At 60.6% G+C, this 13,309-nt stretch carries 11 protein-coding genes; 2 read left to right on the top strand and 9 right to left on the bottom strand.

Features of this window, described 5'->3' with window-relative positions; all coding sequences use genetic code 11:
• Positions 1-27 precede the first annotated feature (27 nt).
• From WDZ78_RS18090 to WDZ78_RS18055, 8 genes are all read right to left on the bottom strand, one after another.
• The gene (locus WDZ78_RS18090) at positions 28-1,821 is read right to left on the bottom strand and encodes an adenine deaminase (RefSeq protein WP_425673806.1); all 1,794 of its coding nucleotides are present in this window, start codon (positions 1,819-1,821) and stop codon (positions 28-30) included.
• Positions 1,818-2,738, bottom strand: a complete 921-nt coding sequence (locus WDZ78_RS18085; protein WP_425673805.1) for a nucleoside hydrolase — start codon at positions 2,736-2,738, stop codon at positions 1,818-1,820. Before WDZ78_RS18085 ends, WDZ78_RS18090 begins: the two co-directional genes overlap by 4 nt.
• A 2-nt stretch (positions 2,739-2,740) precedes the next feature.
• The gene (locus tag WDZ78_RS18080) at positions 2,741-3,766 is read right to left on the bottom strand and encodes an ABC transporter ATP-binding protein (protein WP_425673804.1); all 1,026 of its coding nucleotides are present in this window, start codon (positions 3,764-3,766) and stop codon (positions 2,741-2,743) included.
• Positions 3,759-4,538 (bottom strand): ABC transporter permease, encoded by a 780-nt coding sequence (locus tag WDZ78_RS18075; protein WP_425673803.1) that lies wholly within the window; start codon positions 4,536-4,538, stop codon positions 3,759-3,761. Before WDZ78_RS18075 ends, WDZ78_RS18080 begins: the two co-directional genes overlap by 8 nt.
• The gene (locus WDZ78_RS18070; protein WP_020010360.1) at positions 4,535-5,362 is read right to left on the bottom strand and encodes an ABC transporter permease; all 828 of its coding nucleotides are present in this window, start codon (positions 5,360-5,362) and stop codon (positions 4,535-4,537) included. Before WDZ78_RS18070 ends, WDZ78_RS18075 begins: the two co-directional genes overlap by 4 nt.
• Before the next feature lie 166 nt (positions 5,363-5,528).
• A complete protein-coding gene (locus tag WDZ78_RS18065; protein WP_425673802.1) occupies positions 5,529-6,551 on the bottom strand; it encodes an ABC transporter substrate-binding protein in 1,023 nt (340 codons plus the stop codon).
• Positions 6,548-7,609 carry a LacI family DNA-binding transcriptional regulator gene (locus WDZ78_RS18060; RefSeq protein ID WP_020010358.1) on the bottom strand — a complete coding sequence of 354 codons (1,062 nt, stop codon included), beginning with the start codon at positions 7,607-7,609 and terminating at the stop codon, positions 6,548-6,550. The genes WDZ78_RS18065 and WDZ78_RS18060 overlap by 4 nt, the downstream gene beginning before the upstream one ends.
• Before the next feature lie 134 nt (positions 7,610-7,743).
• Positions 7,744-8,664: a LysR family transcriptional regulator gene (locus WDZ78_RS18055; RefSeq protein ID WP_425673801.1), complete on the bottom strand. Its 921-nt coding sequence runs from the start codon at positions 8,662-8,664 to the stop codon at positions 7,744-7,746.
• A gap of 96 nt (positions 8,665-8,760) precedes the next feature.
• Between WDZ78_RS18055 and WDZ78_RS18050 the strand changes: the two genes are divergently transcribed.
• Complete coding sequence (locus WDZ78_RS18050) at positions 8,761-9,948, top strand: acyl-CoA dehydrogenase (protein WP_425673800.1); 1,188 nt, start codon at positions 8,761-8,763, stop codon at positions 9,946-9,948.
• A 220-nt stretch (positions 9,949-10,168) separates the two neighbouring features.
• Here WDZ78_RS18050 and WDZ78_RS18045 read toward each other — a convergent pair whose 3' ends face one another.
• Positions 10,169-12,235: a TonB-dependent receptor gene (locus WDZ78_RS18045; RefSeq protein WP_077998773.1), complete on the bottom strand. Its 2,067-nt coding sequence runs from the start codon at positions 12,233-12,235 to the stop codon at positions 10,169-10,171.
• 296 nt (positions 12,236-12,531) lie between these two features.
• On the opposite strand from WDZ78_RS18045, the gene WDZ78_RS18040 reads away from it, so the two are divergent.
• Positions 12,532-13,308, top strand: a complete 777-nt coding sequence (locus WDZ78_RS18040; protein ID WP_113007839.1) for an IclR family transcriptional regulator — start codon at positions 12,532-12,534, stop codon at positions 13,306-13,308.
• The last annotated feature ends 1 nt before the right edge of the window (position 13,309 follow it).

Raw genomic sequence — 13,309 nt, 5'->3', positions numbered from 1 at the left:
ATCGCAGCGCGCAGATGCGAACCGCCGCTATTCGAGAACGGCAATCACCGGGCTTTCCATCACCTTGCCCGTAAGCACATCGGCAATGCCCATATCCGTCTGATGCGGGCCGATATTGCAGGCGAGCGTCGCGCCGAAGCAGGCCTTGAAGACGAGATAGGGCGGCTGCCACTCCACCACCTTGTCGACGGCGGCGCGTAATTCCTCGAAAGCCTTTGCCACGTCTTCAAGCGGCGCATCGGAAACGAGGCCGGAAAGCGGCAGTGGGAGAAGTGCGGTGACCTTGCCCTTGGAGGCGACAGCCATGCCGCCGCCTGCCGTTATCACCGCATTGGCGGCGAGCGCCATGTCCTCGGCATTGCCGCCGAAGACGGTGAGGTTGTGGCTGTCATGCGAGACGGTGGTGGCGAAGGCGCCGTTCCAGTTTCCCCAGCCGGTGAGGAAGCCGGTCTTCGTGACAGGCTCGGCCTTGCCGTGACGGTGGGTAACGGAAATCATCGTTGCGCCTTCGGGCGGAACGATGAAACCGTCCTTCACATCGGCTTCCGCTTCGCCCCATTGTGTGAAGCGCGGGCGGTCGATGGTGGCGAGACGCACCTTGGCGCCTTCGGAGGCAACCCGGAAATCATCGGCTGCGCGCAGCGGCAGCTTCATCGAACCTTCAAGCGCCGTCGCATCACAGGCGGGAACCTCGGCGAGCATATGCCCGCCTTCCGCAACCGCCCTGCCCTCGGCTAGGACGTGGCGGGCGGCAAAGCCGCTCAGATCCTCGAAGACGACGATATCGGCGCGGCGGCCGGCGGCGATGAGGCCGAGATCGGAACGGCCGAGCCTTTGGGCGGCATTGAGCGTTGCGGCGCACAGCGCCCATTCCGGCTTCAGGCCATAACGCACAAGGCGGCGCACCACATCATCCAGCCCGCCGCCCTGCAACAGGTCATCGGGGAAGACATCGTCGGTGCACAGCGTCACCGTCTGCGGCAGATGGCCGAGCGTATTCAGCGCCTCCACGAATTCCGGCAGCAGGTGATCGTGCGAGCCGCGCAGCTCGATGGTCATCCCGGCCCGCAGCTTCGTCATCAGGTCTTCACCCGAGACCAGTTCATGATCGGAAGAGACGCCCGCCGCCATGAAGGCATTGAGATCGACGCCCTTCAGGCCGCGTGCATGGCCGCAGACCAGCTTTTCCGAGACAAGCCCAGCCTGCACGATGCCGCTCATGCGCGGATCACGCTCGATGACGCCGCGCATATTCATGATTTCCGCAACACCGCCAACCTGCGGCCATGACAGGATATCGGCGAGAACGGCGGCATCGAAATCAGCCCCGCCGCGTTCCAGCCCCGGTGCCGAGGGCACGCAGGAGGGCACCAGCAAAATGGCGCGCAGCGGCAGGTTTTCGATAGACTTTGCCGCCCATCGCACGCCTTCCACACCGTGCACATTGCCGAATTCATGCGGGTCCCAGACGATGGTGGTAACGCCGCGTGCGACCACAGCCGCCGCATAGGCGGCCGGTGTGACCATCGAGCTTTCAATATGCATATGCGTATCGATGAGGCCGGGTGAGATATAGCCCCCCGTCGCATCGATGATCTGCTCAGCATCGGTGCGGCTTGCCGGTTCGTGAACGCTGGCGATCAGCGCGCCGACGACGCCGATATCGGCGGCGCGAAGCTCCCCCGTCACCACATCCACCAATGTTCCGCCGGTGACGAGAACATCAAAAGGCGCATCGCCGCGTGCGGCGGCAACGGCGCGGGCGCGCAGCGCATCCTCGGTGAGATCGGCCGGCTCGCATATCCGTGAATTGGCGCTCATCGGGCGGCCTCCCGGCGCAGCGCCTCGAGAACCGCAGCCTTTGCGGCTTCGGCATCCACCGTTTCGGCGAAATGCGCATTGAAGTCTTGCGCTTTCTGAGCGCGCGTCTCGACCACGGTTCGCCCGCGTGTCAGCGTCGCGTGAAGTTCAACGTCGATCCTCGCATGACGCCAGCCGAGAAGGCCGGAAGAAAAGCCGACAGCGGCGACGGGATCGTAAAGCGCCATGGCGGGTCTGCCACGGCTGGTGGCGATGCCGATGAAGCCTTCCAGCAGATCGGCAATCAGCCCGGCGTTTTTGCCACCGGCATTGCGGATCGGCAGCACATCGGCCGGTGAGGCGGTGACCTTGCGGCAGGCGTCCAGATCGACCATGCGCAGCGGCAGGCCATGGGAGAGCACGATGGCCAGCGCTTCCGGATCGGCGAAGGCATTGAATTCGGCCGAGGCCGTGTGGTTGCCGCTCGTCACGCCGCCCCCCATCCAGGTGAGGTCGGAAATCCTGCCAGCAAGATCGGGCAGGGCGAGGCAAAGTGCGGCAATATTGGTGAGCGGTCCAAGCGCGAGAATGCGCTTCTCGCCTTCCCCCTCCAGCCAGCGGCAGAGGGCGGTAAAGGCATCGCTTTTCGGCAAGGCCGGCGCATCCGGCAGGCTTTGGCCGATGGTCGGGATGCCACAATCACCGAGGATCGACTGGGCGGTTTCAAGCGCGCCGAGAACCGGCATGGCGCGGCCCTGATGGATCGGCATCGACCAGCCGAAGGCGGCAACGGCGCCCGCGGCATTGCCGCAGACCGCTTCCAGCGTTGCATTGCCGAAGACCAGCGAAATGCCGTCAATGGCAAGGCCTGCCGATTGCACCACCATGATGGCGGCGATGTCGTCAAAGCCCATATCGGTATCGATCCATACACCCATGATCAGCCAAACACCTTGAGGCTTGCCGCTTTTTCGACCGGCAGGTCAAAGGCAAGCGTATCACCGATCGTATGGGCGGTCAGCGCAGCGTCGGTTTCCGCCTTGATGGCGCCAAGCGGCGTATCGAGCAGATATTCGCGGGTATTTCCGGCAAAGGATGTGCCGCGCACGGTTCCCTGGAAAGGACCTGAACCAAGGGTTACCATGCGCGGCCGCCAGGCCAGTCCAGATGCTGAAGGGACTGGTCCGGGAAGCGGTGTTGTGCCGTTTGCGGTTTTCAGCGCGCCGCCTTCCAGCGCGAAGATGTTTTCGAAGCCGACGAAGTCTGCCACGAAGGATGAAACCGGTGCGTTATAAATCTCTTCCGGCGTGCCGGTCTGCTCAATCTTGCCGCCCTTCATGACGACAATGCGGTCGGCCAGCGCCAGAGCCTCGATCTGGTCATGGGTGACGAAGATCATCGTCACGCCGGTTTCCTTCTGCACGCGCTGCAATTCGGTGCGCATTTCGAGGCGCAGACGGGCATCGAGGTTGGAGAGCGGCTCATCGAGCAAAAGCACTTTCGGCTCCATGACCATGGAGCGCGCCAATGCCACGCGCTGCTGCTGGCCGCCTGATAGTTCCGCCGGTTTGCGCGAGGCGAAGTTGGACAGGCCCACAGACTTCAGGCCGGAGGCGACCTTGTCGTCCAGCGCCTTGCCGCTCGAGCCCTTGAGTTTCAGGCCGAAGGCGACGTTTTCATAGACCGTCAGATGCGGGAAGAGCGCATAGGACTGGAACACCAGCCCGACGGCGCGCTTGTTCGCAGCAACGCGGGTGATGTCGACGCCATCGAGATCGATGCGCCCGCCCGCCACCGGCATCAGCCCGGCAATGGCGCGCATCGTCGTGGTCTTGCCGCAGCCGGAAGGCCCGAGCAAAGCTAGAAGCTCACCCTTGCGGATATCGAGATCGAGATCCCTGACGGCGACATTGCCGCCATAGGCGAGCGAGACTTTTTGGAGCGAAAGGTAATTTGCGTCAGACATAACGGGAGAACCCCAGAAAACGTTCGGCCATGAAAACAATGCCGATGGAAAGGAAGGCGAGCAGCGAGGAGAGTGCGGCGACGGACGGATCGAAGACGATTTCCATGTAGCCCAGCATGTCGATAGGCAGCGTGCGCACGCCCGGACCCGACAGGAACAGCGACACCGGCACCTGGTTGAAACTCGTCACGAAACCGAGAATGAAGGCGGAAAGAATACCGCCGCGAATATTGGGCAGCACCACACGGAAAAATGCGCCAAACCGCGACGAGCCGAGCAGCACCGCCGCCTCCTCGATATCAGAACGCAGATTGTTGAGGCTGGCCGAAACCACCCGCACCGCATAGGGCAGGATGAGCGCCGTGTGGGCGAGAAACAGGGCAAGCGTGATGCCGATGCCGAAGGGCACGACGAAATAACGCAGCAGCGCCAGACCGACGATGATGCCGGGCACGATGATCGGCGCGGAAACGATGGTGCGCACCGTCTCGCTGAACGGCAGCTTGTAGCGCGACATGGCGTAGGCGGCGGGAATACCGAGGATCAGCGCCGTGAATGTGCCGCCGATGGCAAGGAACATCGACATCGCAAAGCTCTCGCGGAAGCTTTCGACCGTAAAGACCTTGGCGATCCATTTCAGCGAAAAACCCTGCGGCGGAAAGGCGAGCGTATCGCCAGCCGAAAACGAGGCCGCGACGATGATGAGGAACGGCCCGATCAGGAAACCGACGACAAGAAGGAGCGTGAGCGGAATGAAGAGCTGCCGGGTCATTTCTTGCTCCTTGCGGTGGCGATGCGCTTCAGCAGGATATTGGCGGCAAAGCTCATGACGATCAGGATGAAGGCGATGACGCTGGCGGCGACGAAATTGTTGGAGACCGTCACCTGCTGGTAAAGCAGGGTTTCGAGCATCAGCACCTTGGAGCCGCCGAGAATGGCGGGCGTGATATAGGCCGTCAGCGAACCGGTGAAGACCAGCGTGCCGCCGACGACCAGCCCTTCCTTGGTGAGCGGCAGGATGACCTTCCAGAACACCTGAAACCAGTTTGCGCCGAGAACCCGGGCGGCGGCGATGGTATCCTTCGGCATGTTCTCCAGCGCGCTGATGAGGGAGATGATCATCAACGGCAGGAACAATTGCAGAAGGCCGATGAAGACAGCCGTTTCGGAAAACAGGATGCGGATCGGCGCGTCGCTCAACCCCACCGCCTGCAGCGCCTGGTTGACAATGCCGGTTCTGCCGAGAATGACGATCCAGGCATAGGTGCGGGCAACCGGCGAAATCATTAGCGGCAGCACGACGAGATTAACGACGTGTCCCTTCGATCCCGGCGACAGGTTGACGATGGCGAAGGCCGCCGCATAACCCACCACGGCCGAAACGGCGGTGACAAGTGCGCCAAGCTTCAGTGTGCGCAGGAAAACGGTCTGGTTCAGCGGATCGGAGAAGAAATCGGCATAGGCCGACAACGTCCAGCCGTCGGCGGTGCGGAAGCCCTCCGATAAAAGCATGAAGACCGGCACGAGAAAGACCGCCGCCGCGAAAATTGCGGCGGGCAAGGCAAGCGCCAGCGCTTCGGCCCGGTTCTGAAACATGGGTTTATTCCCTGAACGGCCTGCAGGCCGGTTGTTTTTTGGCCAGACGCGCCAGCCTGCGAGATTGCGGGGTGGAAAAGCGGTCAGGGGACGACCGAACCGCTTTTCCCGGAATGGAGCCGTCCTCACGGACGTTTCGATGCCCCATTCCAAACGGTGAAAGGACTTATTGGCCGACCTTGGAATTCCACTCCGACAGCCACTTGTCGCGGTTATCCAGCGTCACGTCGGAGGGGATGAGCTGCAGGCTTTTTGCGGTTTCGTCGCCATAGGTGATGTTGTTCGCCACCTCGTCGGAAACCTTGACCTCCCTGTTGGTCGGGCTGTCCACCAGCTTTTCGGCGAGAGCCTTCTGAACATCGGTCGAAAGCCAGAAATCCATGAACTGCAGCGCGAGATCTTCGTTCTTGGTGCCCTTCGGCACCACGAGCACGTTCATGCCGCCGGTCTGGCCTTCCTTGGGTGTCGCCCAGGCGAGCGGCAAGTCAAGCTTGGTGAACGGCGCCCAGGAGAAGCGGCCGATCGGCGCTGCCCAGATTTCTTCCTGCTGCATGAGCTGCACCAGCTGCGAGGACTTGACGTAGAAGGTGACGATATCGTCCTTCTTTTCGCCAACGGCCTCGATTGCGCCGGAAAGATCAGGCGTGTCCTTGCCGATGGCCTTGCCGAGCATGTAAAGCGCCGGCGGGCCCTGATTGGTGGTGACATTCGGGAAGGCGACGTGATCGACGATACCGTCCTTCAGGAGATCGGCCCAGCTATCGATCTTCATCTTGTCGGTACGGTAGACGATTGATGTGGCGTAGAAATTGACGCCGACGCTCATGCCGTCGCCATTCGGATCCTTGGCGATGTCATAGAGCTTTGCGATATTCGGAACCTTGGCGGCGTCGATCTTCTGGATCAGGTCCTTGCGGGTGGCGGAAAGCGCATCCGCCATGGAAACGATGGCGAGATCGACCACCGGATTGGCCTTGTTGGCCTCCATCTTGGCCAGACGCTCGACGCTGTTGCCGGTCTCGACCACCAGCTTGCAGCCGCATTGCTTTTCGAACGGCGTATAGACCAGTTCCTTGAATTCGTCCTGCGCGAAGGCGTAGACAGAGATCGTCAGCGTCTTGTCCTGCGCCTGCGCTCCGCCCATCGTCAGCATCAGGGCGACGCCCGATGCAAGAATGATTTTTTTCATGGTGTGAGTTCTCCTGCTGTCGTTTTTTTGGCTTCAATCGCGTCATGCTTTGCCTTGCCGGTGGAACCGCGCATGATCAGCGCCATCGGTACTTTCGAGATGTCCGCCGTCACATCGACAGCGACGCCGTTTTCACCCGCACCGTCGATTGCGCGCAGCAGCGCGCCGACGGCCAAATCGGCTATGCGGCCCATATCCATGCGCATGGTCGTCAAGGGCGGGGTGACCACGGCGGAAAAGATGAGATCGTCGAAACCGGTGACGCTCGCCTCTTCCGGCACCTCGATGCCCTCACGCTGCAATTCGGTGAGCGCGCGCAGCGCATGCAGATCGGATACGGCGGCAAAGGCGGTGAAACCTTCGGCAACCCTGTCGGCAAGACCAAGCCGGCAACCCGCGCCGTCCGCCTGTTCAATGGCGTCCACCCAGAGCGTCTGCGTCACGCATGCCTTGCCAAGACCATCGCGAATACCGCCAAGACGGTCGTTCTGCACATTGGAATCCCGGTTTTTGCCCACCAGCACCACCTTGCGATGGCCAAGCCCCGCCAGATATTCGCCAACCTGCCGGCCGCCATCCCAATGGTCGGCGGCAACCGTGTTTCCGGGTGTCGAGGGACTGTCGATAACCGCAACAGGGCAATCGACATCGGCAATGCGCGTACCGCGGCGGGGGACAACCACCATGCCATCCACACCGCGCTCGATCAGCCGGTTGATGGCATCCGTCTGCATGGCGATCTCGCCGCGCGCATCGGCAATCAGCACACCGTAACCGGCAGAGACCGCCGCCTTTTCGATGGCCTGCGCGATCTGCGGGAAAAGCGGATTGGCAATGTCAGGCAGAACCAGCCCCAGAACACCTGATCTGCCGGTGCGCAGCGCCCTGCCCGCCGAACTCGGCACATAACCAAGTTCGCTTGCGGTTTTGCGGATGCGCTCCACCAGTTCAGGCGAAACACGACCCTTGCCGGAAAGCGCATTGGACACGGTTGCCACCGACACGCCGAGTGCCGCTGCTATCGCGCTCAGATTGGTGGCAGGCCGTGAAGACGCCATGATGGTCCGAAGGGGTTGATTAAACGTTTAATCACGATAATCCAGCTAAGCTTTCCTGTCGAGTCCACAAGACAGCGAAACACGGCGAAAACCTGGGCATAAAGTCTAAATGCCCGAAAAAAGTGCGATTATTTTTATGAGGCTGTCATGCTCGCCGCACGATAGGCCTCAACCTGCCGCACCAGCCAGTCGCGAAACAGCACGACCGGAACGTGATTGGCGCGCGAGAGCGGCGCTACCGCATAATAGGAGCTTGGACTTTTGGCCTGATGATCGAAGGCTGTTATCAGTTGCTTCGATTTCAGCTCGTTATCGATCAGGAAAAGCGGCATCAGCGCCACACCGAGGCCGGCTATACAGGCCTGCGCCACGCTGGAAAACTGCTCGAAGCGCATGCCTTGCGGCAAGGCAAGCGACAGGCCGAGGCTTTCGAACCAGTGGCCCCACGCTCCCGGCCGCGAGGCCATGTGCAGCAAAGGCAGGGCGGCGATGTCCTCTCCCTTTTCGACGGGATGAGCGCTGAGGAATTGCGGGCTGCACACCGGCGCAACCATTTCATGCATCAGAAAGGTGCTTTCCGCCCCCGGCCAGTCCGCCTGACCGATATGGATCGCCATATCCAGCTGCTCGCGCTCAAAGTCGAATTGCCCGATGCGGGTGGCGAAATTGATGGTGATTTCGGGGTGGTTTGCCACGAAATCCGGGATACGCGGCAGAAGCCAGCGGGTGCCGAAGGTGGGCAGCATAGCGAGGTTCAGCGTATTGCCATGCGTTTTGGTCATGATCTGCAGCGATGCAGACCGTATTTCGCCGAGGGCGGAGGCAATCGATTTTGCATAAGCGCGCCCCTCCGTCGTCAACGCCACGCCGCGCGCGCCGCGTTCGAACAGGCGCACGCCAAGCTGTTCTTCCAGTGACATAACCTGCCGGCTGATCGCCCCTTGCGTCAGCGCCAATTCTTCCGCCGCAGCGGAAAAGCTGCCGAGCCTTGCAACGGAATCGAAGGCGGCGAGAGCGCTGGTGGAGGGCAGAAGTTTGCGGCTGAGAGACGTCATGAGCCATTACTATATGTAATGCAAAAATGAGTAAACATGGCTTGTGCGTGCGCGCTCCAATACGAATAATCCGGCCAGCAAATCCGGAGGCATAAAGTGAGCGAACACGCAGCATTCAATTGGCAGGACCCTTTTCTGCTCGAAGACCAACTGACCGACGACGAGCGGATGATACGCGACTCCGCCGCCGCCTTCGGCAAATCGGAACTTTTGCCGCGTGTCTCCGAGGCCTATCTTTCCGAAACAACCGAACCGGAACTGTTCCGCCTGATGGGCCGGCAAGGCCTGCTCGGCGTGACCCTGCCGGAAGAATATGGCGCGGCCAATGCGAGCTACGTCGCCTATGGCCTCGTCGCCCGCGAGGTGGAGCGGATCGACAGCGGTTACCGCTCGATGATGAGCGTGCAGTCCTCGCTCGTTATCCACCCGATCTTCGCTTATGGCTCGGACGAGCAGAAGAAGAATTACCTGCCCGGCCTCGTCTCGGGTGAGCTGATCGGCTGTTTCGGCCTGACCGAGCCGGATGCCGGCTCCGATCCCGGCGGCATGAAGACCCGTGCCGAAAAGATCGCCGGCGGCTATCGCCTGCGCGGTTCGAAGATGTGGATTTCCAACGCGCCGATGGCCGATGTCTTCGTCGTCTGGGCGAAATCGGAAGCCCATGACAACCAGATCAGGGGCTTCGTGCTGGAAAAGGGCATGAAGGGCCTCTCCGCGCCCAAGATCGGCGGCAAGCTGTCGCTGCGCGCCTCCATCACCGGCGAGATCGTCATGGATGGCGTGGAAGTGGGCGAAGACGCGCTGTTGCCCAATGTTTCCGGCCTGAAAGGCCCGTTCGGCTGCCTCAACCGCGCCCGCTACGGCATTTCCTGGGGTGTGATGGGTGCTGCCGAAGATTGCTGGTTCCGCGCCCTGCAATATGGTCTCGACCGCAAGCAGTTCGGCAAGCCGCTCGCCGGCATGCAGCTTTACCAGAAGAAGCTCGCCGACATGCAGACCGAAATCGCGCTCGGCCTCCAGGCATCGCTGCGTGTCGGCCGGCTGATGGACGAGCATAAAATGGCGCCGGAAATGATCTCCATCATCAAGCGCAACAATTGCGGCAAGGCGCTGGATATCGCCCGCCAGGCCCGCGACATGCATGGCGGTAACGGCATCCAGATCGAATACCACGTCATGCGCCATGCGCAGAACCTCGAGACGGTCAACACCTATGAGGGCACGCATGACGTCCACGCGCTTATCCTCGGCCGGGCGCAGACGGGCATTCAGGCGTTTTTCTGAGGTTTTCTCGGCGTCGAGGAGTTAGGTTTTACAGAGGCCTGAAACCTCTCCTTCGTCATGCTCGGGCCTGTCCCGAGCATCTGCAACCGATTGATCTAACGCTACGTGGTTGGATCCTCGGGACAAGCCCGAGGATGACGGCGAGTGTGAAGGATTCTGCATCAAAAAAAGGCCTTCGAAGATCGCTTCGAAGGCCTTTTTTTCGAGTTCGCTGTTTGGCTCAGAACGTGCCGCGCACGCCGATGCCGAACATGCGCGGTTCGGTCATGCTGGCCTCGATGCCGCCAATGCCGCGGTTTTCCTTCATCAGCGTCGGCGCGCGCTCGTCGAAGACATTCTTGACGTAGGCGTAGAACTCAAGCTCGTCCTGGAACTTGTAGCTCGCCCGCACATCCGCGATCGTATAGGGATCGATCGCATAAACGGCCTTGTTGTCCGTGTCGGAATAATAACCGTCGAGATGGCGCACCTGGCCTGAAACGGTGAACTTGTCCGTCACATCCCAGCTTGCGCCGATGGTGAAGCTGTAACCCGGTGACTTGGCGAATTCCTTGCCGACATAGGCGGCGTTGCTGGAAATCTCGTCGATTTTCGTCTTCAGCAGACCGGCGCTCGCCTTCAGCGTCAGATTGTCGAGAACCCGGTAATCCGCCCCGATTTCCAGACCGTAAGCATGAGCCTCTTCGGCATTGACGGTGTAGGATTCGCTGATACCCGTGGAGACGACGACCGGCACGTTAAACTGGGCGTTCTTCATGTCCATGTAGAACAGGTTGCCGTTCACCGTCAGCGTATCGTCCAGCAGGCTGGCGCGGGTGAAGAGTTCGTAGTTCCAGATTGTTTCCTTGTCGAAGCTCCGCCATTTACTGGTGGTCAGGTCGAATGCGACGCCGCCGGGGTTATAACCACGGCTGACGAGGCCGCCGACTGTCCAGTCGTCGTTGATGGCATAGGCCAGCGACGCCTTGGGCAGGATTTCCGAGAAGGTTTCGTCGTAATTGACCGAGCTTCTGCTGGTGGCGCTCAGCGTCCGGTAACCGGCGCGCTGGATCTGGTCCTGCTGGTAGCGCAGGCCGCCCGTCAGGGTCCACTGGTCGGTCAGGCGATAGCTCAACTCGCTGAAGAGGCCGAGATTGTCCTTGGTATCGTTGAAGCGCGATGTTCCGCGCAGATAAAGCACCTCGTCGGCTTTCGTATGCGCGTAATAAATGCCCGCGACACCGCTCAGCACATCCTCTTGATCGCCAAAGGTGACGCGAGTTTCGTGCGAGGTGTTCTTGAGATCGACATCCGCATCGCCGTTATTTGCAATACCAACCCGGCGTTTGGCGGTGGAGGCGGAAAACTGCGTCTGGTTGAACAGTTTCACGCCGTTCTCGAAATCGTAATTGATATCGAGAATGCCGGTATTGGTGTACTGCCTGAAATTCGGCATGGTGGTGGTGATGTGGTTGAGATCCTCGAAGGGACGCGACGCCGCCTCCTGGCTCGGCCGGTTCGAAGCATTATAGGAATAGGTCAACTTCGTCGAAAGGCCGGGGATTTCCGACGGCTCCCACAGCAGCTTGAAGCGGCCGTTGAATTCCTTGAAATCCTGATCGGTGCCGTCATGGGCAAATGCGGAATTGATATAGTCGATGAAGGTATCGCGGCCGGAATAATCGATCGCCATGCGCGCCGCCAGCTCGTCCTCGATCAACGGTCCGGAAAAGGCAAATGACGCCCGCTTCTGGTGATAATTGCCGATTTCGGCCTGATAGGAAGCCTCAGGCGTAAAGGTCGGGTCCTTGGTGTTGACGAGGATCGCGCCGGCGATGGCGTTGGCGCCCTGCGAGGTGGTCTGCGGGCCGCGGAAGACCTCGATGCTGTCGACATCCCAGATGGAGCTCGCGCCATAGATGAACTCGTTATAACCGAGATAATGGCCGTCGACATTGATCGTGGCGCGCGGCACCGTGCCTGTGAAGAAGGCGATGGAGCCGGTATTCGGTCCCTGTGTATCCTGTCCGCGGATGATGGGAGCGCTGACATTATCGGTATAAACGATGTTCGGGATATCCTTGATCGCTTCCGACACGGTCGGGTCGCCGGTCTTTTCCTTCCTGATTTCCTCGGCGGTTTTGACCGAAACGGACGAAGCCGTGTTCTTCATGTCGCGCGCCACTTTTTCACCGGTCACGACGATCGGTTTCAACACGGTCGTGCCCGCCGCCTCAGCCTGCTGATCCTGACCGAGAACCGGCGTCACAAACATCGTCGCCAGCGTCAGAGCGCTGACCCCGCTCATCAAACGACCGCTAGAGCTAAACCCCATCACACACCCCTAAAAAACATGAGTATTAAAGTCATATTCAAGTAACGGAAGCGTTATCCGTTTCGCAATAGAGAATGCGTTCTGTATTGCGGACAAAAAGGCTTCCGTAACGGGATGTGCCATATTTACAACAAAGTTTAATCAGCGCCTCGTCGGCAATCACGGCGTTGCGAATGAAAGCCACTGAAAAGTCCGCAGAAATCGATTCCGATTTTCACCCGGATGCGTTAGGCATTTCTCGATACACGGGGGGAACAAGCTTGAACGCCATGGATGACGAAGCGGACGAAGCGCCCGAAAACGAGGGCGAAAAGCGCTCGGCGCTTATTCAATCCGTATCGATCGCGGCGCGTTTTCTCAACCTTCTCGCCAGATCGGATACGGCGCTTGCGCTTGGCGAACTGGCCAAACGCGCCGGCACCGGCCGTTCCACCGCCCATCGTTACATGCAGAGCCTGGTGCGGGAGGGACTGGTGACGCAGGACCCCGCAAGCGGCAGTTACGATCTTGGACCGGCGGCGCTGGGGATCGGCATCAGTGCGCTCCGGCGAATCAATCCGGTCGAAACCGCCGGTCGCCAGATGAAAGCGCTCGCCGCCCAAATCGGCGCCAGTTGCGGCGTGGCGATCTGGACTGAACGCGGCCCGACCGTGGTGCGATGGGCAAGAAGCGCCAGTTTTTCCATCAGCACCGTGGCGCTCGGCGATGTTCTGCCGCTGGATAACAGCGCCTGCGGGCTGGTCTTCCAGTCTTACCTGCCGCCAGAGAGGATAGCCGCGGTGCGCAAGCTGCAACCTGCCGCCTTTCGTGGCTCCCGCCCGGATGCCAGAGTTCTGGAAACCATTCGCGAGGTGGGTGGTGCGGAACTCAATGAACATCTGTTCTCCGCCCTGACGGGCAAGGCCGCGCCGGTCTTTGACGCCCAGGGCGAACTCTGTTGCGTCGTCACCACCGTATCCTTCGTGGCCAACGCCGAGGCCGAACAGCATTTTTCCCGACTGATCGAGGCGGCCAGACAGGCGACGGCCGAATCCGGCGGCGCATAAG

The organism is Agrobacterium sp. M50-1 (assembly GCF_049843495.1).
Lineage (GTDB): Bacteria > Pseudomonadota > Alphaproteobacteria > Rhizobiales > Rhizobiaceae > Agrobacterium > Agrobacterium radiobacter.
This window is presented reverse-complemented; position numbering and strand designations above follow the sequence as displayed.